1 protein-coding gene is annotated in these 1473 nt (G+C 49.3%); it reads left to right on the forward strand.

Annotated features, from left to right (window positions below; translation table 11 throughout):
* Positions 1-1473: transglycosylase domain-containing protein (locus ACYVRH_RS12600; protein WP_461257251.1), on the forward strand; the 1473-nt coding region annotated here is incomplete at both ends.

Here is a 1473-nt window from a genome sequence, read left to right on the forward strand (position 1 = left end):
TCTCCTGCTTGCGTTTATTTTTTCTTTGCCACGGCCTCTTTTTAATTATCCCTATTCGCCCGTACTTTTTGACAACGAAGGGAATCTTCTTGGAGCGCAGGTCGCTTCGGACGGCCAATGGCGTTTTTCCGGCACGGAAAAAGTAAACGAAAAGTTCACTCTTGCGTTAATCGAAACCGAAGACCGCAGATTCCGCAAACACTTGGGTGTTGATCTTTTGGCAATTGCGCGCGCGGCGTATCAGAACATTCGCGCTAAAAGGGTAATATCGGGCGGTTCTACCATCACCATGCAGACGATACGCCTTGCAAGGGGGGCGCGTAAAAGGAATTTATTTGAAAAGTTTATAGAAGCGTATCTGGCTGTCAGGCTTGAAGCGGGAAGGTCTAAAAATAAAATTCTTGCCCTCTATTCAGCTAACGCTCCTTTCGGAGCAAATGTGGTGGGTTTGGAAGCCGCAGCATGGCGATGGTTTGGCAGAAGTTCAAACGATCTTTCATGGGCGGAAGCGGCTGTTCTGGCGACTCTTCCAAACAGCCCCGCTCTTATTCACCCGGGACGCAACCGCGAAGCCTTAAAATTAAAAAGAGATTCGCTCTTAAATAAACTTTTTAAAAAAGGCTGTTTTGACGAAGAAACTCTCACTCTCAGCGAAGCGGAACCGCTACCCGGTGAGCCGCTCCCCCTGCCGCGCCTTGCCCCACATCTGCTAGACAGGCTTGTTTTAGAAGCAAAAAAAACCTCTACGTTAAAAAAATCCGCAGTCTTTGTCACTACGATAAATCGCGGCATACAACAGCGCGTAACGGATATTTTAAACCGCGCGTCAGACCGTTATGCGCTAAACGGAATCTTTAATGGCGCGTGTGTTGTGCTTAACACGCAAACAGGCGAAATCGCGGCTTATGTTGGCAATACAAATACGCTCCATGCCCCCGATGTAGATATCGCGTCTTCACGCAGAAGTTCGGGAAGTTTATTCAAACCTTTTCTGTATGCCGCAATGCTTGATTCGGGGGACATACTCCCATCGTCTTTGGTAAGCGACATCCCCACCCGTATCGGAAGTTTCAGCCCCGAAAACATGAGCAGAAATTATTTGGGAGTGGTCCCCGCTGACGAAGCTTTATCGCGTTCCCTAAATGTTCCCGCAGCGCGTTCTCTGCGAATTTTTGGCGTTGAAAGATTCGCCCAATTTCTCCGTTCATTGGGGCTTACAACCCTCTTTCGCCCCGGCAATGAATACGGTCTTCCTTTAATTCTTGGCGGCGCGGAAGTCACTCTTTATGAAATAACAAAACTTTACGCCAACCTTGGAAAGACAGCCGCTTCTTACTCCGCTGGTTCCTCATTAATTTCTTGCGGCGCGGCATGGCTCACTTTGGAAGCGTTGGTAAACGCGGCGCGTCCGGGTGAAGAGGCTATTTGGCGCGAATACGCCGGGGCGAGGCACATTGCATGGAACGAAGTGTC

The sequence above is a fragment of the Treponema sp. R80B11-R83G3 genome, assembly GCF_054786115.1.